15 protein-coding genes are annotated in these 20,296 nt (G+C 66.5%); 7 read left to right on the top strand and 8 right to left on the bottom strand.

Annotation, left to right across the window (positions count from 1 at the left end; genetic code table 11):
• Positions 1-11: 11 nt before the first annotated feature.
• Together CSC94_RS13150 and rpsD are read right to left on the bottom strand one after the other, a co-directional pair.
• Complete coding sequence (locus tag CSC94_RS13150) at positions 12-992, bottom strand: class I SAM-dependent methyltransferase (protein WP_099306808.1); 981 nt, start codon at positions 990-992, stop codon at positions 12-14.
• Positions 993-1,122: 130 nt separating this feature from the next.
• Positions 1,123-1,740, bottom strand: coding sequence for a 30S ribosomal protein S4 (gene rpsD, locus CSC94_RS13145; protein ID WP_099306807.1), 618 nt, complete (start codon positions 1,738-1,740; stop codon positions 1,123-1,125).
• Positions 1,741-2,049: 309 nt separating this feature from the next.
• On the opposite strand from rpsD, the gene CSC94_RS13140 reads away from it, so the two are divergent.
• Both CSC94_RS13140 and CSC94_RS13135 read left to right on the top strand, forming a co-directional pair.
• Complete coding sequence (locus CSC94_RS13140) at positions 2,050-2,940, top strand: DMT family transporter (RefSeq protein ID WP_099306806.1); 891 nt, start codon at positions 2,050-2,052, stop codon at positions 2,938-2,940.
• A 104-nt stretch (positions 2,941-3,044) separates the two neighbouring features.
• Positions 3,045-3,788, top strand: coding sequence for a DUF4336 domain-containing protein (locus CSC94_RS13135; RefSeq protein ID WP_099306805.1), 744 nt, complete (start codon positions 3,045-3,047; stop codon positions 3,786-3,788).
• 83 nt (positions 3,789-3,871) lie between these two features.
• Here the strand turns inward: CSC94_RS13135 and CSC94_RS13130 are convergent, their stop codons facing one another.
• From CSC94_RS13130 to CSC94_RS13115, 4 genes are all read right to left on the bottom strand, one after another.
• A complete protein-coding gene (locus CSC94_RS13130) occupies positions 3,872-5,620 on the bottom strand; it encodes a PhoX family protein (RefSeq protein ID WP_205853305.1) in 1,749 nt (582 codons plus the stop codon).
• Between the two features lie 116 nt (positions 5,621-5,736).
• Positions 5,737-6,534, bottom strand: coding sequence for a glutamate racemase (gene murI, locus CSC94_RS13125; protein WP_099306804.1), 798 nt, complete (start codon positions 6,532-6,534; stop codon positions 5,737-5,739).
• 26 nt (positions 6,535-6,560) lie between these two features.
• Positions 6,561-7,355, bottom strand: a complete 795-nt coding sequence (locus CSC94_RS13120) for an RNA methyltransferase (RefSeq protein ID WP_099306803.1) — start codon at positions 7,353-7,355, stop codon at positions 6,561-6,563.
• Positions 7,356-7,402: 47 nt separating this feature from the next.
• Positions 7,403-8,296, bottom strand: a complete 894-nt coding sequence (locus CSC94_RS13115; protein ID WP_099306802.1) for an alpha/beta fold hydrolase — start codon at positions 8,294-8,296, stop codon at positions 7,403-7,405.
• A 156-nt stretch (positions 8,297-8,452) separates the two neighbouring features.
• Here CSC94_RS13115 and CSC94_RS13110 point away from each other — a divergent pair, with 156 nt between their 5' ends.
• Positions 8,453-9,664, top strand: a complete 1,212-nt coding sequence (locus CSC94_RS13110; RefSeq protein WP_099306801.1) for an NADP-dependent isocitrate dehydrogenase — start codon at positions 8,453-8,455, stop codon at positions 9,662-9,664.
• Positions 9,665-9,689: 25 nt separating this feature from the next.
• Positions 9,690-10,079, top strand: coding sequence for a hypothetical protein (locus tag CSC94_RS24255; RefSeq protein WP_133122896.1), 390 nt, complete (start codon positions 9,690-9,692; stop codon positions 10,077-10,079).
• 278 nt (positions 10,080-10,357) lie between these two features.
• On the opposite strand, the gene alaS is transcribed toward CSC94_RS24255, so the two are convergent.
• Positions 10,358-13,015: an alanine--tRNA ligase gene (gene alaS, locus CSC94_RS13105; RefSeq protein WP_099306800.1), complete on the bottom strand. Its 2,658-nt coding sequence runs from the start codon at positions 13,013-13,015 to the stop codon at positions 10,358-10,360.
• 201 nt (positions 13,016-13,216) lie between these two features.
• Positions 13,217-14,305: a recombinase RecA gene (gene recA / locus CSC94_RS13100; RefSeq protein WP_099306799.1), complete on the bottom strand. Its 1,089-nt coding sequence runs from the start codon at positions 14,303-14,305 to the stop codon at positions 13,217-13,219.
• Positions 14,306-14,567: 262 nt separating this feature from the next.
• On the opposite strand from recA, the gene CSC94_RS13095 reads away from it, so the two are divergent.
• The 3 genes from CSC94_RS13095 (at position 14,568) to CSC94_RS13085 (ending at position 20,154) form a co-directional block, all read left to right on the top strand.
• Positions 14,568-15,512, top strand: coding sequence for a carbohydrate kinase family protein (locus CSC94_RS13095; protein WP_099306798.1), 945 nt, complete (start codon positions 14,568-14,570; stop codon positions 15,510-15,512).
• On the top strand, positions 15,509-16,420 hold the full coding sequence (locus CSC94_RS13090; RefSeq protein WP_099306797.1) for a pseudouridine-5'-phosphate glycosidase: 912 nt from the start codon (positions 15,509-15,511) through the stop codon (positions 16,418-16,420). The genes CSC94_RS13095 and CSC94_RS13090 overlap by 4 nt, the downstream gene beginning before the upstream one ends.
• A gap of 140 nt (positions 16,421-16,560) precedes the next feature.
• Positions 16,561-20,154 (top strand): class I SAM-dependent DNA methyltransferase, encoded by a 3,594-nt coding sequence (locus CSC94_RS13085; RefSeq protein ID WP_099306796.1) that lies wholly within the window; start codon positions 16,561-16,563, stop codon positions 20,152-20,154.
• Positions 20,155-20,296: the final 142 nt, after the last annotated feature.

Raw genomic sequence — 20,296 nt, 5'->3', positions numbered from 1 at the left:
AGATGCTCCCGTCAGATCCGGCTGCCGAAATGGTCGGCGATTTGGCGGTGCGTGGCGAACCGGCGCGCGGCCATCACCTCCGACAGGCGCTGCCGGTTGATGGCGATGAAGCGTCCAAGCGCGGTTCCGTCCTTGGGTTTCGGCAGGCGGCGCGCGTTGTGGGCATCCATCGCCGCCTTCATGCGCCGCGCGTTGGCCTCCAGGTCCACCGGCAGCACGAAGGACGCCGGCGCCTTGACGAAGAAGGTGCCGCAGGTCTCCGCGTTGCGCTCGCGCACGGCTGGAAGCTCTTCCAGCCCCGCCAGGCCGGCAGCCAGCCGCAGCGTCCCCGGGTTGTAGTTGAAGATGTGGCCGAAGTGGAACATCTTGCCGTGCATCTTCAGCGCGGCTTCCTGCTCGATGTTCGGCACCTCGATGTAGAGCACGCCGTCGTCGCTCAGCCAGCGGCGCAGCACCGACAGCGAGCGCACCGGGTCGCGCATGTGTTCCAGCACGTGTGACAGCCGGATCAGGTCGAAGGAACCGTCGGCGAACACGGTCTCCTCGAGGGTCTGCGTGGCCACGTCGAGGCCCAGTTCGTCGCGACTGTAGGCGGCATAGGCCTCGTTCGGTTCCACCGCCTGGCACTCCATGCCCATCCGCTTGGCGAGGAAGGAAAACTCGCCCGATCCGGAACCGAGATCGAGAAAGCGCTTCCGCCCGGCATAGACGTCGCGATTGGCCTGCACATGCCGTTCCAGCCTCTGGAAATTGCGCCAGACCTGCCGCATGCGCGGCTTGTCCGCCCCCTTGTAGTCCTTGCGGTAGTCGGTGCGGTAGAACGCCGCCAGGTCTTCGTCGCTGGGGATCGGGTCGTTGGTGATGATACCGCAGCCGAGGCACAGGATCGTCGTCAGCGGCTTGCCGTGCCGGTCCTTGGTGGACACGGTCTCGTGCCGGGTCGATCCGCACAGCTTGCAGGGCTCGGTCATGTCGGGAACTCGCTGGATCATGTCTGCTTGCCGCCCGTATAGACGGATCGGGCGCGCCTGTCAGCCACCGCGATGGACCTGACGCGCTCTGGAAACGAAAAAGGCGGCCCGGGTGGACCGCCTTTCGCAATAGCCGGAAACCGGCAAACCATCAGCGCGAGTAGAACTCGACGACCAGGTTCGGTTCCATCTGCACGGCGTAGGGCACATCGGCCAGGCCCGGGATGCGGGCGAAGGTGGCGACCATCTTGTTGTGGTCGGCGTCGATGTAGTCCGGCACGTCGCGCTCGGCGAGCTGCGTGGCCTCGATCACCAGGGCGAGCTGCTTGGACTTCTCGCGGACCTCGATGACGTCGCCCGGACGGCAGCGGTAGGACTGGATGTTCGTGCGCTTGCCGTTGACCATCACGTGGCCGTGGTTGACGAACTGGCGCGCGGCGAAGATCGTCGGAACGAACTTGGCGCGGTAGACGATGGCGTCGAGGCGCGATTCCAGCAGGCCGATCAGGGTGTCCGGCGTGTCGCCCTTGCGGCGCACGGCCTCGTCATAGATGGCGCGGAACTGCTTCTCGGAGATGTCGCCGTAGTGGCCCTTCAGCTTCTGCTTGGCGCGCAGCTGCACACCGAAGTCGGACATCTTGCCCTTGCGGCGCTGGCCGTGCTGGCCCGGACCGTATTCACGCTTGTTGACCGGGGACTTCGGGCGGCCCCAGATGTTTTCGCCCATACGGCGGTCGAGTTTGTACTTGGCGGATTCGCGCTTGCTCATCGCATTCCCTTTCAAAGTGATACACCCGGCGCTTCACGCACCGGATGAAGGAAACACGCCCTCCTCTGGGAGCCTTTTTTGCTCCCTGACAGGATCTTCCACGCACGCTTTGCGGACAAGATCCACGGGACATGTCAAATGAAACACCGGGCATTTCGGCCCGGCGCTGGCGGTTCACTAGGCCCTGGCGCAGTCCATGTCAAGCCTCGTGTCGCAAGGCTGAGCGCGCTTGCCCGTCTGGCCGCTTCCACCAGCGCCCCGCAGCCGCTATAAGCCCCGCCGCCAACCCTGGCGCCGGACATTCCTTTCATGATCTACGAACTGGCTGCGCTCGCCACCGCTTTCACCTGGGCCCTGACCAGTGTCATATCGCCTGTTCCCGCGCAGGCGCTGGGGCCGATTGCCTTCGTGCGCGCCCGCATGACCATCGTCTTTGTCCTTCTGGCGGGTTGGCTGACCGTCACCGGCGGCTGGCAGGGACTTGCCGTGGACGATGCCTGGTTGCTGGTGCTGTCCGGCTTCGTCGGCATATTCCTTGGCGACACAGCCCTCTTCGCCACCATGAACCGGCTCGGTCCGCGCCGGTCCAATATCCTGTTCTCGCTCAATGCCCCGATCTCCGCCATTCTCGGCAGGCTCGTGCTCGGCGAAGTGCTGTCGCACTGGACCTTGATCGGCATGGCCATCGTTTTTGCCGGTGTCACGCTTGCCATTCTCTACGGCAAGCGGCCATCGCAGCTGCATCAGTGGGAACATGTCCGCGGGCCGCTCTGGGCCGGCATTGCCTTCGGACTGGCGGCCGCGCTCTCGCAAGCGGCAGGCTCGCTGATCGCGCGCCCGGTCATGGCCGCCGGCATGGACCCGGTCGTGGCGTCCACGCTGCGCATCGGCGTGGCCGCAGCCGCGCTCTCCCTCGTCATGGCAACCGGCGCGCCGTTCGCCCGCCAGCGGGCGCAATGGACATGGACGCTGCTCGGCCTCACCGCTGCATCCGGCATCATCGGCATGGCGCTCGGGGTCACCCTGCTTCTCTTCGCGCTGTCGGGCGGCAAGGTGGGGATCGTCTCGATCCTCTCCGCCACCACCCCGGCGCTTCTCCTGCCGCTACTCTGGATCCGTACCGGCGAACGGCCTGCCGCCGGCGCATGGATCGGCGCCGCACTCGTCGTGACAGGCTCGGCCCTGATTCTCAACCGCTGAACGCGCCCCCGCCCCTGCGTGGAGACGCGGAAGAACGGCCGCGACATGCCGCGCCTTGCACTTGTCATCATCGCTTGCCAACCTGACCGCAACGGGAGGCAGACATGACCGGCAGTTACGATCCCTACGAACCGCTCGATGTGCTCAAACCCGTCGCCGAAAACATATGGATCGTCGACGGCCCGGTGCTGAAATGGGGCTACGGCATCCCCGTCAAGTGGCCCTTCCCGACCCGCATGACCGTGGTCCGCCTGCCCGATGGCGGCATCTGGCTGCACTCGCCGACCCACCCGGACGAGGCGCTGGCCGAAGCGATCGCCGCGCTCGGCCCGGTGCGCCACATCGTCTCGCCCAACCTGATCCACCATGTCTCGATCGGCCCGTGGTCGCAGCATTTCCCCGAAGCCCGCACCTGGGCTTCGCCCGGCGTCCGCAAGCGCTCGGACGTCGCCTTTACCGACGACCTGGCCGACACGCCGCCGCCGGAATGGGCCGGGGTGATCGACCAGCGCATCGCCCGCGGCAGTTCCATCCTCAACGAGGTGGTGTTCTTCCACAGGCCATCGCGCACGCTGATCCTGGCCGACCTGATCGAGAACTTCGAGGATCAGCGCTTGCATGGCTGGCTGGCGCGGTTCATGTACCGGCTCATCGGCGTCATGGCGCCCCACGGCCGCGCCCCGCGCGACCTGCGCGCCACCTTCCGCGGCCATCACGAGCAGTTGCGCCCGGTGATCGACTGGATGATCGCCTGCGATCCCGAGCGCATCGTCATCGCCCACGGCAAGTGGTTCGAGACCGGCGGTACGGCGGAACTGCGCCGCGCCTTCGACTGGGTGAAAGGCTGAACCGGCAGTTCTCCGGACAGCAAGCGGGCCGGCGCAGTGGCTGCGCCGGCCCGTGATGTCGTCAATCCATCAGGCAATGACGGTCATTTGATCGCGGGGAACGGACCGACATAGCCGATATAGGCGCGGGCATCGGCCGGATCGTCCAGCTTGTCCTCGTCGGATTCGCCGTAGGGATGCTGCACGACGCTCATCAGGTAGCCATGGCCGTTGATATCGCCATACCAGTAGGGCGAGGTCGTCTCCGAACCGTAGGGCGTGGTCTCGATGCGGGTCAGGTCCTTGCTGTCGATATTGTAGGCCCAGATCGCATCGTTCTGGTGGCCCGAACCGGTATCCTCGCCGATGATCAGCGTGCGCGTGCCGTTGATGAACGTCAGGTTGTCCGGGTTGGCAATGCCGTCGATATCACAGCTGTTGCCGGCGTAGGGCGAACCGTCCTCGTACCGGGTCGGCTTGCCGGACACCAGGCCGCGCATGGCCGTGGCGGTCATCGACCCGTCGATGTCGAGTTCGTAGACCGTGCCGCAACCATTAGCTTCCAGCCTGATGTCGTTGCGGCCGCCCTTGTCATACTTGTCGGTCGCCTTGCCGCCCTTGGCATTGTCTTCTATGCCGCGCTCGACCTCCGACATGGCGAGATAGAGCCTGGAGTCGGCCTGGTTGAAGGTGATGCCTTCCATCTTGCGGAACTCGGTCGTCGCACCCATCATCGAGGCGTAACGGCGCGTCTCCAGCCGCGAGGCGGCCAGTTCCATGCCGTCCCTGACCTTCAGGCATTCAGAGCGGCCCTCGGCATTGGAGGCCATGAAGCCGTCGCCGCAGGACCCGTCATCGGCGATGTCGGCCGTCTCGAAAATGTCGGAGAAGGAAATGCCGTCGTCGATGAGCTTGCGCACCGAGGCGTCATCGCCGTGGCCGAGATCGACCCAGGACAGGTCTGCCGCACCGCCATTGTCGGCCGAGGTCTGCGTCCACCTGGCGGCATAGAGCGTGCCGGACGACAGGTCGTCTTCCTTGTCCGCGACGAAGCGGAACAGGCCCACGTTGGTGCCGTCGTCGGAAATGTAGACCGTTTTCCGGTCCGGCATCACGTAGCCCAGTTCGACCGCGACACGCCCGGCCGCGTAGTGCTTGTGCGGCGTGGCTTCGCCGTCATCCGACACGGCGATCTCCGTCACGAAGCCATAGCGGTACGGGTTGTAGGCGGTGCGGAAATCATCCAGCGACATGGTGTCGGGATCGACGCCGAAGTAGCGCACCATCGGCTTGGTGTAATCGTCGATCTCGTCGAGCGACGTCGCGGCCTCGATGGCGCGGGCGTCGGCCGGGTATTCCTCCGAACCGAGATGCGTGCCCCAGGGCGTCACCGAACCGGCACAGGGCACCCACAGGCCGCCAACGGAGGAGAAATCGATCGGCTTGCTGGAGAGCACGGTCAGAGTGCCGTCGGCATCCTGCTTCAGTTCGCTGAGATACATCGCACCGGGCCGCGCCTCGAAATGCGTGACGCTGAACAGCCGGTCGCCGCGCGGCAGCAGCGAGGTGAAATCGGCCGAGTCCGAAACGGCAGGCGTTCCGTCGTCATTCATGACTGGATTGCCCTTCGCGTCGATCAGCGTGCCGGCCCCCATGTCGCCCGAGCGGTACAGCACGTGATAACCGATCTTGTGCTCGGTACCGTCGATCGTGACCGACGGCGAGGCCTGGACGGCCCGCTTGGCCGCATCCGTTTGCGGAACCGGCACCGGCGCGAATGCCAGGTCTGCGGCATGGGCGGCGGCCGGCAGGACAGCCAGCGTCGTGGTCATCATCAGGACATGTTTGAGCATCGTCATTTTCCTTCGCGAAACGGGTCTTGAAACCGGCCGCGAAGCTAGGATCGCTTCATGAAGGGCCGATGACGCTTTTCTGGCGGGCGGACGAAAAAGCCGGCGCTTCCGGCCAGTCAGCCGGAGGTGGCGAAGCCGAAACCGCGCATCAGCCGGGCCAGCGCCGGGTCCGGGTTTCCGGATGTGAAATGGGCCATGTCCGGCAAAGCCTCGCCCGCCGGCGGATGGCCATTGCCCTGCCCTTCCAGGACCGCCAGGGCGCGCCGGGCAATCGCTTCCGACGTGTCGATCCAGTCCACCGGCCACGGCGCGGTCTTGCGCATGCGATTGACCAGGAAGGGATAATGCGTGCAGGCCAGCACGATGATGTCGGTGCGCTTGCCGTCACGCTCGATGAAGCATGGCTCGATTTCCGCGCGCACCTTCGCCTCGTCCACGAACCCGGTGCGCATGTAGGTCTCGGCCAGTTGCGCCAGGTTCTCCGACCCGACCAGCCGCACGTGGCATTTCGAGGCCCACTTGGCGATCAGGTCGCGGGTGTATTGCCGCTTCACCGTCCCGGGTGTCGCCAGCACGGAGACAAGCCCCGAGGCCGTGCGCTCGGCCGCCGGCTTGATGGCAGGCACCGTGCCGACGAAAGGCTGTTCGGGAAAGACGGCGCGAAGGTGGTCGATCGCCAGCGTCGAGGCCGTGTTGCAGGCGATCACCGCGACGTCGGGCTTCCAGCGCTCCAGCAGCGTGGCAAAAAGCTCGGTCATGCGCCGCTTCAGCGCCTCTTCCTGCCAGGCCCCATAGGGAAAGGCCGCATCGTCGGCCACGTAGATGTAGCGGTGATCGGGCAGCAGCACGCGCGCTTCCTTGACCACGGAAAGCCCGCCAATGCCGCTGTCGAAAAAGAGGATCGTCCCGCTCATGCCTGCCACCGCGTCCCTGGGACCTGTCAGCGTTCCGGCGGTCCGTCGCCACGTTTCCGGTCCGGCGTGAACTTGTCAAGCGAGGTGACGATGCCGCGCAGCACGTCGATCTCGGGGGCGAAGAAGCCCGGCCGCGTGAACACGGCGCGCAGGTTGTCCACCAGCTTGGCCCGCTTTTCCGGCGGCCGGAAATAGCCCCGCTTGTCCAGCGCCTCCTCGAGATAGCCGAGGAAGCTGACCAGTTGCCCGCGCCGCGCCGGCTCCATCTCCGGACCGGAAAAATTCGTCCAGGTTTCGCTTTCCAGCCCGCTCTTCATCCACTCGTAGCTCATCAGCAGCACCGCTTGGGCGATGTTGAGCGATGCGAAGGCGGGATTGACCGGGAAGGTCACGATCTCGTCGGCCAGGCTCACTTCCTCGTTCGACAGCCCGAACCGCTCGCGCCCGAACAGGATCGCCGTGCGCTGCCCGGCCGCGTGGCGCGGGCGCAGCATGCGGCAGGCCTCCACCGGTCCGCGCACGGTCTTGAACCCGTCGCGCAGCCGTGCCGTCGTCGCGAAGACGAATTCCATGTCGGCAATGGCCTCCGCCAGCGTGTCGAACACCAGCGTGCCGTCGATCACGTGGTCTGCCTTGCTGGCCGCCGCCCGCGCCTTCTCCGAGGGCCACCCGTCACGCGGATTGACGAGCCGAAGCTCCGCTAGGCCGAAATTCGCCATGGCGCGGGCCACCATGCCGATGTTCTCGCCAAGCTGCGGTTCGACCAGCACGACGACCGGGCCGTCGGCGATGAGATCCTGATGTCTGTCTGTTCCAGCCATGGCGCCCGCGTTAGCCTGAAACCGGCGTCCGGTCAAAGCCTTCGCGATCAGGACGCCGCGAAGGCCAGGATTTCGGCCGCCACCCGCTGCGGCTGCTCGTGCAGGATCCAGTGGCTGGCACCGTCGACCGGCCGGATGGAAAGATCCGCGGCGAAACGCTCCAGGCCGCCGAGGCAGGCCGGCGTCAGCGCGATGTCCTCCTGCCCCCAGAGCACGAGGTGGGGCATCCGCACCCGCATCGCATCCTCGGGCGCCGCGAGCAGCGGCGCAGCCACCGCCGTCTCCTCCAGTCCCGGCACGACGATGGGCGAGCCGCGATACCAGTTCAGCATGGCTTCCAGCGCGCCCGGTTCGCGCCATTGCGCGTTGTAGGCCGCCTGCAAGGCAGGCGTCAGCCAGCCCGTCGCCGAAAAGCCGGCCATCATGTTCATCAGCTTCTCGAAATCGTTCGCGGCAAGCAACCCGGCCGCATCCGGCGCCCTGAGCCTGGTCATGTACTGGCTGGCGGCGCGCTGGCCGGCATCGTTGACGATGGCGTTCTGGAAGCACCAGGGATGGACGCCATTGGCGACGATCAGCCGGGCGATGCGCTCCGGCCGCGTAAAGGCCATGGCATAGGCGACCGCCGACCCCCAGTCGTGCCCCGTGAGCGTGATCGGCTGTTCCGGTGACAGGCGGTCGGCCAGGGCGAACATGTCCGCAACCAGGTAGCGCGCCTGGTAGGCCTCGACACCCTCCGGCTTGGGCGAGCGGTTGAACCCGCGCTGGTCCGGCGCAACGACATGGAAGCGCTCCGCCAGCAGCGGCATCACCGCCTCGTAGGCCAGCCAGGATTCCGGAAACCCGTGCAGGCAGAGCAGGAGCGGCCTGCCGGCCTCTCCCGCCTCGGCGAAATGGAAGCGCCCGGCGGGCAGATCCGCCTGTGAAAACCGTATGCTCATGCCCGTTCTTCCTCCTTTTTCGCCATGCGAGGCGTTTTCCCCGGCATGCGCCTAGAGCATGACTTTGCCTTGGCGAATGCTGGTGCTATAGGGGCCACACTTTTACTCCCGTCCGAACCGCGGCTTCCGGCCGCATCTCCAATACGAGGAAATCCCATGGCGAAGATCAAGGTGGCCAACCCCGTTGTCGAACTCGACGGCGACGAGATGACCCGGATCATCTGGCAGTTCATCAAGGAAAAGCTGATCCATCCCTATCTCGACATCGATCTGAAGTATTACGATCTCGGCATCGAGAAGCGTGACGAGACCGATGACCAGATCACGGTGGACGCTGCCAACGCCATCAAGGAATACGGCGTCGGCGTCAAATGCGCCACCATCACGCCGGACGAGGCCCGCGTCGAGGAATTCGGCCTGAAGCGCATGTACCGCTCGCCGAACGGCACCATCCGCAACATCCTGGGCGGCGTCATCTTCCGCGAGCCGATCATCTGCAAGAACGTGCCGCGCCTCGTGCCGGGCTGGACCCAGCCGATCATCGTCGGCCGCCATGCCTTCGGCGACCAGTACCGCGCCACCGACTTCCGCTTCCCCGGCAAGGGCAAGCTGACGATCAAGTTCGTCGGCGACGACGGCACCGAGATCGAGCACGAGGTCTTCCAGGCACCGGGCTCCGGCGTTGCCATGGCCATGTACAACCTGGACGACTCGATCCGCGACTTCGCCCGCGCCTCGATGAACTACGCCCTGCAGCGCAAGGTGCCCTGCTACCTGTCGACCAAGAACACCATCCTGAAGGCCTACGACGGCCGCTTCAAGGACCTCTTCCAGGAGATCTACGAGGCCGAGTTCGTCGAGAAGTTCAAGGAAGCCAAGATCTGGTACGAGCACCGCCTGATCGACGACATGGTCGCCGCTTCGCTGAAGTGGTCCGGCGGCTACGTCTGGGCCTGCAAGAACTACGACGGTGACGTCCAGTCCGACACCGTCGCCCAGGGCTTCGGCTCGCTTGGCCTGATGACCTCCGTGCTGATGACGCCGGACGGCAAGACGGTGGAAGCGGAAGCCGCCCATGGCACCGTGACCCGTCACTACCGCCAGCACCAGAAGGGCGAGGAAACCTCGACCAACTCGATTGCCTCGATCTTCGCCTGGACCCGTGGCCTCGCCCACCGCGCCAAGCTGGACGGAAACGCCGAACTGGCCCGCTTCGCCGACACGCTGGAGAAGGTCTGCGTCAACACGGTCGAATCGGGATACATGACCAAGGACCTCGCCCTGCTGATCGGTCCGGACCAGCCGTGGCTGTCCACGACCGGCTTCCTGGACAAGATCGACGAGAACCTGCAGAAGGCCATGGCCTGAGCGGCACGTCCGATCTGGATATGACATGCGAAAACCGGCGCCCGGGCGCCGGTTTTCTTTTGCCTGGATTTTACGCACACCGCGTCGCGTGGCGCGTTCTCCGGCAATGAAGGCAACAACCGAATCACCGGCGAGCACCTGCCATGTGACAGGGCAAATATCTGTTTACGCAACGGAATCCCGCAGGCTGATTCGCAAGCGGTCCGGTTTTTCGGCGGAAAATCCCGCCTCGACCCGGCATTTTCGGCCCGCCGGGGCGGCGGCAGTCGCCAAGCTGCAACAGGCATTTCCGAAAATGCGGAAAATGAGATTCATTTTTGACTTCCGCATGAATTTGCACTGGAATTTATTAGTGTTTCATTGTTTATTGCCGACTGCACGACGAGGTCACCGCACACATCCGGCTTCGTTGTGAAGCGCTGCCGTTGCCACCGCCCCCGGTCTTCGGCAGCGCGCCCTTTCAGGGCCTTTCCCCGACATCACGTTCCATCTGCCTGAGCGACACGCAACCGTCAGCTGCCTGACCGTTGTTCCGGACGGATCGTGTCGCGGTGTCGATGCGAAGTCTGGCCTGCGGCCGGTCGGGGAGCCATCACCGCCCGCCCGGTTGGCCCGGCGACCCACCGGAACAAAAAACCAGGCGCCGCGAAGGCGACGCCTGGCATGACAGGTCAGTCTGAAAATGGCCGCGGGTCAGGCCGACAGGGCACCCCGGACCGCCGCGATGGCGGCATCGGCCCTCGAGGCATCCGGACCGCCGGCCTGCGCCATGTCGGGCCGCCCGCCGCCGCCCTTTCCGCCCAGCGCTTCGGACGCCAGCCGGACAAGGTCCACGGCCGAGAACCGTTCGGTGAGGTCCTGGGTCACGGCCACGACGACGCTGGCCTTTCCATCCTCGCCTTTGCCCACGAAGACGACGACGCCGCTTCCCAGCGTCTGCTTGCCATCGTCGGCCAGCGGCTTGAGATCCTTCGGGGAAACCCCCTCGACGACCCGGCCCATGAAACGGATGCCGCCAATGTCCTCGGCACCGCCGTTGTCCGAGCCGCCGCCGCCGAGCGCGAGCTTGCGCCGGGCCTCGGCGAGTTCCCGTTCCAGCTTGCGCCGCTCGTCCAGGACGGACTCCAGCCGCGCCACGGCGTCTGCGGGCGCAACTTTCAGCGCCGCCGCCATCTCGCGCACGCGCCGGTCCTGCTCGTCGAGGTAACGCCGGGCGTCCTCGCCCGTCAGCGCCTCGATACGGCGCACGCCCGCGGCAACCGCGTTCTCCGCGACCAGCCGAACCAGCCCGATATCGCCGGTGGCACGGACATGGGTCCCGCCGCACAGTTCCACCGAGTAGGCCTTGCCGGCCTTGTCGCCATGCAGCGCCGTGCCCATGGACACGACCCGCACCTCGTCACCGTATTTCTCCCCGAAGAGCGCCATGGCGCCTTCGGCGATCGCGTCATCGACGGCCATGAGGCGCGTGGAGACCGGCGCGTTCTGCACCACGATCTCGTTGGCGATGTCCTCGATCCTGTCCAGTTCGTCCTGCGAGATCGGCTTGGGGTGCGAAAAGTCGAAACGCAGGCGGTCCGGCGCCACGAGCGACCCCTTCTGGGCCACGTGGGTACCAAGCACCTCCCGCAGCGCTTCGTGGACGAGGTGGGTCGCCGAATGGTTCGCCCGCAAGCGCGACCGGCGCGACGAATCGACCAGCAGTTCGACCTCGTCGCCGCTGCGCACCGTCCCTTCGGCCACTGTCCCGACATGCACGAACAGGCCGTCGGCCTTCTTCTGCGTATCGGTCACGCGGACCAGGAAGTCGTCGCCCTTGATCAGCCCGGTATCGCCCATCTGGCCGCCGGATTCGCCGTAGAACGGTGTCTGGTTCACGATGACGGCAACGCTGTCACCCTGCTTCGCTTCCGCAACGGACTTGCCATCCTGGACCAGCGCAAGGACGACGCCTTCCGCGCTTTCGGTCTCGTAGCCGAGGAACTCCGTCGCGCCGAGCTTCTCGCGCAGCCCGAACCAGACCGCCTCGGTGGTCGCTTCGCCGGAACCGGCCCAATTGGCCCGCGCTTCCGCCTTCTGCCGTTCCATCGCGGTCCTGAAGCCGTCGGTATCGACACCGATGCCGCGCTGGCGCAGCGCATCCTGCGTCAGGTCGAGCGGGAAGCCGTAGGTATCGTAGAGCTTGAAGGCGGTCTCGCCATCCAGTTCCCCGCCTGTCGAGATATCCACCGTCGCGTCCTCGAGCAGCGACAGCCCCCGGGCCAGCGTCTTGCGGAAGCGGCTTTCCTCCAGCTTCAGCGTCTCCGTGATCAGGTCCTTGCCGCGAACGAGTTCCGGGTACGCCTGACCCATCTCCCGGATCAGCGCCGGCACCAGCCGCCACATCAGCGGATCCTGCGCACCGAGGAGCTGCGCATGGCGCATCGCGCGGCGCATGATGCGCCGGAGCACGTAGCCCCGCCCCTCGTTCGAGGGCAGGACGCCATCGGCGATCAGGAAGCTGGAAGCCCGCAGGTGATCGGCGATGACCCGGTGGCTCGCGCGGAACTTGCCCTCGGCTTCCACGCCCGTCGCCTCTTCCGAGGCGCGGATCAGGGCCTTGAACAGGTCGATGTCGTAATTGTCGTGCTCGCCCTGCAGCACCGCGGCGACGCGCTCCAGCCCCATGCCGGTGTCGATCGAGGGCCGCGGCAGTTCGACCCGCTCGGCCTTGGTCACCTGCTCGTACTGCATGAAGACAAGGTTCCAGATCTCGATGAACCGGTCGCCGTCCTCGTCCGGGCTTCCGGGCGGTCCGCCGGGAATCTTGTCGCCGTGATCGAAGAAGATCTCCGAGCACGGGCCGCAGGGGCCGGTATCGCCCATGGCCCAGAAATTGTCGGATGTCGCGATGCGGATGATCCGGTCGTCGGACAGCCCGGCAATCTTCTTCCAGTGGGCCGCGGCATCGTCGTCGGTATGGTAGACGGTTACCAGCAGGCGGTCCTTCGGCAGCGCGAATTCCTTGGTGATCAGGTCCCAGGCAAGGCGGATCGCCTCTTCCTTGAAATAGTCGCCGAAGGAAAAGTTTCCGAGCATTTCGAAGAAGGTGTGGTGGCGCGCGGTATAGCCGACATTGTCGAGGTCGTTGTGCTTGCCACCGGCGCGCACGCATTTCTGCGACGTCGCTGCACGGCTGTAATCCCGCTTCTCAAGCCCGGTGAAGACGTTCTTGAACTGCACCATGCCGGCGTTGGTGAACATCAGCGTGGGATCGTTGCGCGGAACCAGCGGGCTCGAGGCAACGACCTCGTGTCCGTTCTTGGCAAAGAAATCGAGGAAAGCCGACCGGATTTCGTTTACGCCACTCATGGTTCCTGTCCTGCAAACAAAGGGCGCCCGCCATGTGGCGGGCTTCAAGAAACCGCCTTTTAGCTTTCGTCAATCACGCTGTCCAGAATGCCCGTGCGCTTTGAAGCGGCAGACGCGAAAAGCCGCCGGCCATTGTCCGGCCGGCGGTCCGATCCGTCTTCCCTGTCGGCCCGCCCGGCACCCGCCAGGCCGGCCCGGGCATCACATGCCGCTCGCCTCGTCGCTGGCGTCGCCACCGTCTTCCCCGTCCTCGAGGAACCGGTCGGCGATCAGGCCGGCGTTCTGGCGCAGGGCCAACTCGATCTCGCTGGCCACTTCCTGGTTCTCGCGCAGGAACTGCTTGGCATTCTCGCGCCCCTGGCCGAGCCGCTGGGAATTGTAGGAGAACCAGGCGCCGGACTTCTCCACGATGCCGGCCTTGACGCCGAGATCGATCAGTTCGCCCATCTTCGACACGCCTTCGCCGTACATGATGTCGAACTCGACCTGCTTGAAGGGCGGCGCCATCTTGTTCTTGACCACCTTGACGCGGGTCTGGTTGCCGACCACCTCGTCGCGGTCCTTCACCGAGCCGATCCGGCGGATGTCGAGCCGGACCGAGGCGTAGAACTTCAGCGCGTTGCCGCCCGTGGTCGTTTCCGGCGAACCGAACATGACGCCGATCTTCATGCGGATCTGGTTGATGAAGATGACCATCGTGTTGGAGCGCGAGATCGAGGCCGTCAGCTTGCGCAGCGCCTGGCTCATCAGCCGCGCCTGCATGCCGGGCAGCGAATCGCCCATCTCGCCCTCGATCTCCGCGCGCGGCGTCAGCGCCGCCACCGAATCGACGACCAGCACGTCGACCGCGCCGGAGCGGACCAGCGTGTCGGCGATTTCCAGCGCCTGCTCGCCCGTGTCCGGCTGCGAGATCAGCAGGTTCTCCAGGTCCACGCCCAGCTTGCGGGCATAGACCGGGTCCAGCGCATGCTCGGCATCCACGAAGGCGCAGATGCCGCCCTTCTTCTGGGCTTCGGCAATGGTCTGCAGCGCCATCGTGGTCTTGCCCGAGCTTTCCGGCCCGTAAATCTCGATGATTCGGCCCTTGGGAAGGCCACCGATGCCCAGCGCGATGTCGAGGCCGAGAGAGCCGGTCGACACTGTCTCGATCTCCACGACCTGTTCGTTCTGGCCGAGCCGCATGATCGAGCCCTTGCCGAACGCCCGTTCGATCTGCGAAAGCGCAGCATCCAGTGCCTTGGTCTTGTCCACCGATTTGTCCTCAACGAGCCGCAATGAATTCTGCGCCATGATATACCACCTTGTTCCCCGACTTGAACGACCGGACGCCGCAACGCCGTGAATTATTTGTACGCCATTTGTTCTCATTTTTCAAGGTGGTGAAAGCGTTGAAAAACAAGGATGTTCAAATTATGTTCCCGTATCGTCGAACAGCGGCGGAGGAAAAGCCGGTGATGAATTCCTGCGGTCCTGGCGCGCCGTTGCACCCGCTTGCGGGGCCAGGCGATTCGCGACCCCGGCGGTCCGGCAGCACGGCAACGGGCGGACGCCGGTGACGGAGGCGGATCGCCCCCGCCTGCTGGCCATTGGCGGTGCCCATGTCGACCGGCGCGGCCGCCTGTCCGTGCCCTACGTAGCGGGCGCCTCCAATCCCGGCACGCTGCGCGAAACCATCGGCGGTGGCGCGTTCAATGCCGCGCGCGCCGTCGTGTCGCGCGGCATCGCGGCAGCCCTTCTGTCGGCCCGCGCTGGCGATGGCGCCGGCAGCATCGTCGCCGACGCGGTTGCCGCCTCGCACCTGCAGGACCTGTCCGCCACCTTCCTCGACCGCGCGACACCGTCCTACACGTCGATCCTCGACCGCGATGGCGAGCAGATCCTCGGCCTCGCCGACATGGCGCTCTACGAGATCGTGTTCGAGCGCCTGCTGCGCCGCCGCCCGGTACGCGACGCAATCGCCGGCGCTAGCGCGCTGCTGGCCGATGCTAATGTGCCCGCCCCGGCGCTGGCCCGCCTCGCACGCATGGCCGACGGGAAACCGCTTTTCGCCATGGCGGTATCGCCGGCCAAGGCGCCCCGCTGGTCGGACCTCATGGACCGCCTCGCCTGTCTTTTCTGCAACCGCGCGGAGGCCGCGGCGCTGACCGGGCTGCCCGCAGACGCTTCCGGCGGCGACCTGGCCCGCGCGCTCGCCGGCCTGGGCCTTGTCCGCGCCCTCGTTTCCGCCGGCCCCCGCCCGCTCACCCTCCTCGACCACGGCACGGTCGCGACGCTCCTGCCGCCACCGGTCCGCCCGGTTGACGTGACCGGTGCCGGCGATGCCCTGACCGGCGCCGCCATCGCAGCGCTGATGCGCGGCGAGACCCTGCGTGATGCTGCCATCGAGGGGCTTGCAGCCGCCGCCCTGGCGGTGGAAACATCCGCGTCCGCTCCGGATCTCGCCGGCGCGCCGTTCCAGACCCGCCTTGATGAAACCCGGAGGCTGAACCCGTCATGACCGACCTGCCGCTCGACATCGCCCCGGACGTGGCCGAAGCGCTGGCGCAACGCCGGCCCGTGGTGGCGCTGGAATCGACCATCATCACCCACGGCATGCCCTTCCCGGACAATGCCGCCATGGCTGGCGACGTGGAGGATATCATCCGCGCCCATGGCGCCACCCCGGCCACCATCGCGGTCATGGAAGGCCGCCTGAAGGTTGGCCTGTCCCGGTCCGAACGCGACGCGCTGGCCCGCACCAGGGGCGCGATGAAGCTGAGCCGCGCCGACCTCGCCTTCGCCATGGCCACCGGCGCGACCGGCGGCACCACGGTCGCCGCCACCATGATCGCGGCCGCGCGCGCCGGCATCGCCGTCTTTGCCACCGGCGGCATCGGCGGCGTCCACAAGGGCGCCGAACACAGCTTCGACATCTCCGCCGACCTGACCGAACTGGCGGCAACGCCGGTCATCGTGGTCTCGGCCGGCGCCAAGGCGATTCTCGACGTGCCGAAGACGCTGGAAGTGCTGGAAACCAACGGCGTGCCGGTCGTCGGCTTTGCCACGGACACCATGCCGGCCTTCTGGTCGCGCAGCTCGCCCCATCCCGCGCCGCTCACCATCGGCACGGCCGCCGGCATTGCCCGCTTCCAGGCCATGCGCGCGGCGCTCGGCATCGGCGGCGGCATGCTGATTGCCAACCCGGTGCCCGCCGAAGACGAGATCCCGGCCGGCGAAATGGCCGGCTACATCGCCGCCGCGCAGGCCGAGGCCGAGGCTGAAGGCGTCTCCGGCAAGGCGGTCACGCCCTTCCTGCTGGCCCGCATCGTGGAACTGACCGGCGGCCGCAGCCTGGCCACCAACATCGCGCTGGTGAAGAACAACGCCCGCCTGGCCGCCGAGATCGCCGCCGCGCTGACCGCCTGACCGCAACGGCATCTCGGGCGAACAAGCGCATGCCATGGGTCCCGGAATTTCAATTCAGGCGCGCATAATTTAGATTGCACCCGCTTCATTCCCGCTACCCATGATTTTACCCTCGCATCCGAAAGGGGAGCGGGGGGCGCATGCCGGTCGATCAGGAGAAGCTGGAGCATCTCATTGCCGCGGTCTCGGCATCGGGCGGCGCGGAACTGGCCAATGCGCAATTGTTCGTCGAGCGGCTGACCGCGGCGCTCGGCCTGCCGAACCCCGATTTCGCGGCCGAGGAGAACCGCCTCAACGACTACGTCTTCGAGCGTGCCGTCACCTTCCGCCATGCCGACGGTTCCACCACGGCGGGACGGATCGATTGCTACAAGCGCGGCTGCTTCATCCTCGAGGCCAAGCAGTCCGCCAAGCGGGTGAAGACCGGCACCGCGCAGATCGAGCTCCTGCCAGCCGAAAGCCGCAGCGTGAAGGCCGGCCATGCCCGCCAGGGCACGCGCCAGTGGGACAGGGTGATGGCGGCGGCGCGCAAGCAGGCCGAGGACTATGCCCGCGCCCTGCCCGTCGACCACGGCTATCCGCCCTTCCTGCTCATCGTCGACGTCGGCCACGTCATCGAGGTCTACGCGGATTTCTCCGGCCAGGGAAAGAACTACGCCCAGTTCCCGGACCGCCGCTCCTTCCGCATCACCATGGACGACCTGCGCGACGCGGCGGTGCAGGCGCGCCTCGCCGCCATCTGGACCGACCCGCTGTCGCTGGACCCTGCCCGCCGCTCCGCCGAGGTGACCCGCGACATCGCCGCCCGGCTGGCCCGCGTCGCCCGCCGGCTGGAAGGCCGGCACGACCCGAAGGACGTGGCGGAGTTCCTCATGCGCTGCCTCTTCACCATGTTCGCCGAAGACGTGAAGCTGCTGCCCGACAAGGCGTTCGAAAAACTGTTGCTGGAACTGAAGGACCGGCCGGAACACTTCGTCCCGGCGCTGGAATACCTCTGGAAAACCATGGACGAGGGCGGCTACGAGCCGCGCCTGATGGGCACGCTGCGCCGCTTCAACGGATCGCTGTTCAAGGACCGCCGCGCCCTGGCGCTGGATGGCGACGGAATCGCCGAACTGGCCGTCGCCGCCGGGCGCGACTGGTCGGAGGTGGAGCCCGCCATTTTCGGCACCCTGCTGGAACGTGCGCTCGACCCCGCCGAGCGGTCGCGCCTCGGCGCCCATTACACGCCGCGTGCCTATGTCGAGCGCCTCGTCGTGCCCACCATCATCGAGCCGTTGCGCGCCGACTGGGAGGTGGCGCAATCGGCCGCGCAGGAAATGATCGCGGCAGGAAAGCTGGACGCCGCACGCCGGCAGCTGGCGGCCTTTCACCACCGGCTCTGCACCACCCGCGTGCTGGACCCCGCCTGCGGCACCGGCAATTTCCTTTACGTCGCGCTGGAACTGATGAAGAAGCTGGAGGGCGAGGTGCTGGAGGCGCTGGAAGGCACCGAGGCCGACATCGGCTTCGGCTTCCAGGGCGAGACGGTCAACCCCAGCCAGTTCTACGGCCTGGAGCTGAACCCGCGCGCCGTGCCCATCGCCGACCTCGTGCTGTGGATCGGCTACATCAAGTGGCAATTGAAGACCGTGGGGCTGAACGGCATCGCCGAGCCGGTGCTGCACGCCTATGGCACCATCCGCCAGCAGGACGCCATCCTCGCCTTCGACCGGCGGGAGCTGCTGCGCGATGCCGACGGCCGGCCGGTCACGCGCTGGGACGGCATCACCACGAAGCCGCATCCGGTCACCGGCGAGCCGGTGCCGGACCCCGCGGCCACCGTCCCGCTTTACACCTATGCCAACCCGCGCCCCGCGCCCTGGCCCGAGGTGGAATTCATCGTCGGCAACCCGCCCTTCATCGGCGGCAAGGACATGCGCGCCGAACTGGGCGACGGCTATGCAGAGGCCTGCTGGGCCGCCCGCCCGCACATGCCCGGCGGAGCGGATTTCGTCATGCATTTCTGGGACGAGGCCGCCACGCGGCTGGCCCGCAAGGGCACGGCAAGGCAGGCGAATCCGCTGGTCCGCTTCGGTTTCATCACCACCAATTCCATCACCCAGACTTTCTCGCGCCGGGTGATCGAGCGTCACCTCGCGGCGAAGGACCCGCTCAGTCTCGTCTTCGCCGTTCCCGACCATCCCTGGCTGAAGGCCTCCGACAAGGCCGCCGTGCGCATCGCCATGACGGTGGCCGCACGCGGCGAGCGCACCGGCGTTCTGGCCACCCTGCGCCACGAGAGCGGGCTGAACACCGACACGCCGCAGGTGGACCTGGAGAAGCGCGAGGGAAAGATCACCGCGAAACTGACCGTCGGCGCCGATCTGGCCGAGGCCAGGCCGATGATGGCGAATGAGGAAATCTCAAGCGCTGGCGTCAAACTTCATGGTGCCGGCTTCATCGTCACGCCGCAGCAGGCCTTTGCCCTTGGCCTGGGCCGGATCGCCGGCCTTGAAAGGCACATCCGTGACTACCGGAACGGCAGGGATATCGCCCAGCGGCCACGCGGCGTCATGGTCATCGATCTCTTCGGGCTGGAGGCGGCGGAGGCGCAGCAGCGCTTTCCCGCAGTTTACCAGCATGTGCTGGACACTGTGAAACCGGAGCGGGATGCAAACCGCGACGCTTGGATTTCACAAAACTGGTGGCTCTTTGGCCGGACCAGAACCGAATTTAGGGATTTCACTTCGGGCATGCCCCGCTACATCACGACCATCGAAACCGCCAAGCACCGCTTCTTTCAGTTCCTCGAAGCCAGCGTTCTGCCGGACAACATGCTGGTCAACATCGGCCTGCAGGGCGCCACACCGCTGGCCGTGCTGTCGTCCCGCCTTCATGTTCACTGGGCAATCCAGTCCGGTGGCTGGCTCGGCGTCGGCAATGATCCTCGCTATTCGAAGACAAAGACCTTCGATCCCTTTCCCTTCCCAGCCTGCGTCACCGACGACAGCAACCCGGCCCTGCGCCAGCGGCTGGAGGACCTGGGCGAGCGTCTCGACGCCTTCCGCAAGGAGCGCCTCGCGGCGCACCGGTTCCTCACCATGACCGGCCTTTACAACGTGCTGGAGCACGTTCGCGAGCTGGAGGCCGGGGCGGAAGTGCCGCCGCTCACCGAAGCCGAACGCGCCATCTACGACGCCGGCCTCGTCGGCGTTCTGAAGGAGATTCACGACGGCATCGACCGCGCCGTCTTCGAGGCCTATGGCTGGCAGGATCTCGGCAGCCGGCTCGTCGGCCGGCTCGGCGCCACCATGCCGAGCAACCACAAGGGCGCGGACCAGGAGGCCGCGGAGGAAGAGCTGTTGTCCCGCCTTGTCGCGCTCAATGTCGAGCGGCAGGCGGAAGAGGCGCGCGGGCTGGTGCGCTGGCTGCGACCGGATTACCAGGTCGCGAAGCTCGGCGCGAAAGTGGCCCGCCCGGACGACGGCGAGCAGACCGCGGCGGACCTGATCGTGCTGCCCGCCAGGAACCGGCCGGCCTGGCCGTCCGACGCCTTCGAGCAGATCCGCCTCGTCAAGGACGTGCTCGCCAAGGCACCCTCGCCCGCCGTGCCGGCCGAGATTTCGGCTGCCTTTTCCGGCGGCCGCAACCGCGCCGGGCGTGTCGCCGACATCCTCACGCTGCTGGTGGAAACCGGCGGCGCCCGCACCGGCCAGCAGGCGGGCGAAACCCGCTATTTCGTCGCCCGCTGATCTGCGTCCCGCCTCCCGTGCACAACCTGCCCAACCCCGGAAAACCGGGCAGCAACCCCGTCACCGGGTCATGTCGCGCCAAATGGAAACCGGGTCCTCGGGACAAGCACAAGGATGGCGAGGCAGCAAATGCCCGGGGATG

Source organism: Zhengella mangrovi, from assembly GCF_002727065.1.
Taxonomy (GTDB): domain Bacteria; phylum Pseudomonadota; class Alphaproteobacteria; order Rhizobiales; family Rhizobiaceae; genus Zhengella; species Zhengella mangrovi.
This window is presented reverse-complemented; position numbering and strand designations above follow the sequence as displayed.

What these genes read in the sequence shown, in the direction of transcription:
- CSC94_RS13140 (WP_099306806.1), top strand. Translation starts at nt 2,050, where the DNA reads ATGATCTACGAACTGGCTGCGCTCGCCACCGCTTTCACCTGGGCCCTG.
- CSC94_RS13150 (WP_099306808.1), bottom strand. Translation starts at nt 992, where the DNA reads ATGATCCAGCGAGTTCCCGACATGACCGAGCCCTGCAAGCTGTGCGGA.
- recA (WP_099306799.1), bottom strand. Translation starts at nt 14,305, where the DNA reads ATGGCGCAGAATTCATTGCGGCTCGTTGAGGACAAATCGGTGGACAAG.
- CSC94_RS13120 (WP_099306803.1), bottom strand. Translation starts at nt 7,355, where the DNA reads ATGGCTGGAACAGACAGACATCAGGATCTCATCGCCGACGGCCCGGTC.
- rpsD (WP_099306807.1), bottom strand. Translation starts at nt 1,740, where the DNA reads ATGAGCAAGCGCGAATCCGCCAAGTACAAACTCGACCGCCGTATGGGC.
- CSC94_RS13110 (WP_099306801.1), top strand. Translation starts at nt 8,453, where the DNA reads ATGGCGAAGATCAAGGTGGCCAACCCCGTTGTCGAACTCGACGGCGAC.
- CSC94_RS13115 (WP_099306802.1), bottom strand. Translation starts at nt 8,296, where the DNA reads ATGAGCATACGGTTTTCACAGGCGGATCTGCCCGCCGGGCGCTTCCAT.
- CSC94_RS13135 (WP_099306805.1), top strand. Translation starts at nt 3,045, where the DNA reads ATGACCGGCAGTTACGATCCCTACGAACCGCTCGATGTGCTCAAACCC.
- CSC94_RS13085 (WP_099306796.1), top strand. Translation starts at nt 16,561, where the DNA reads ATGCCGGTCGATCAGGAGAAGCTGGAGCATCTCATTGCCGCGGTCTCG.
- CSC94_RS13130 (WP_205853305.1), bottom strand. Translation starts at nt 5,620, where the DNA reads ATGCTCAAACATGTCCTGATGATGACCACGACGCTGGCTGTCCTGCCG.
- CSC94_RS24255 (WP_133122896.1), top strand. Translation starts at nt 9,690, where the DNA reads ATGCGAAAACCGGCGCCCGGGCGCCGGTTTTCTTTTGCCTGGATTTTA.
- alaS (WP_099306800.1), bottom strand. Translation starts at nt 13,015, where the DNA reads ATGAGTGGCGTAAACGAAATCCGGTCGGCTTTCCTCGATTTCTTTGCC.
- murI (WP_099306804.1), bottom strand. Translation starts at nt 6,534, where the DNA reads ATGAGCGGGACGATCCTCTTTTTCGACAGCGGCATTGGCGGGCTTTCC.
- CSC94_RS13090 (WP_099306797.1), top strand. Translation starts at nt 15,509, where the DNA reads ATGACCGACCTGCCGCTCGACATCGCCCCGGACGTGGCCGAAGCGCTG.